This is a genomic window from Pseudomonas brassicacearum subsp. brassicacearum, assembly GCF_008801605.1.
In the GTDB taxonomy this organism is placed as follows: domain Bacteria; phylum Pseudomonadota; class Gammaproteobacteria; order Pseudomonadales; family Pseudomonadaceae; genus Aquipseudomonas; species Aquipseudomonas brassicacearum.
In genome coordinates, this window is the sequence record NZ_VZPJ01000045.1 from 1 (window position 1) to 525 (window position 525).

Genomic DNA, 525 nt, shown 5'->3' on the forward strand with positions numbered 1-525 from the left:
CCGACAGCAAGTCGGCTTCGACGGCCAACGCACTGCCTACGCCTACGGCCTCAACGGCCACCTGCTGGAAAAAACCGAGCACGGCGAGGACGGTTCACAACGGCTCACCCAGTACCAGCGCGACGCGACCGGGCGGCTGCGGCTCAAGACCTTGCCCGACGGCCAGGCCATCGAATACCGCTACGACGAGCTGGGCCGATTGGTCCACGTCAACGACGGCAGCGATCATCCGTTGGCCTTCGAATACGACTTCCAGGACCGCTTGGTCTGCGAGCACCAGGGCTGGGGCACCCTGCGTTATCGCTACGACGCTTGCGGGCGCCTCAACCACCTGCGCCTGCCGGACGACAGCCAGCTCGACTACCACCATGCCCCGGGTGGCGCACTGACCGCCATCAACCTCAACGGCTCGCGCCTGACCGAACACCGCTTTGACGGCGGGCGCGAACGGCAACGCCAGCAAGGCCGGCTGCTCAGTGACTACGACTACGATGAACAGGGCCGTCTCAAGGCCCAGACCGTGTG

General features: G+C 65.9%; 1 pseudogene. It reads left to right on the forward strand.

Annotation, left to right across the window (positions count from 1 at the left end):
- Window positions 1–525 (forward strand): annotated as a pseudogene (locus F7R20_RS31465) (type IV secretion protein Rhs); the annotation flags it as partial.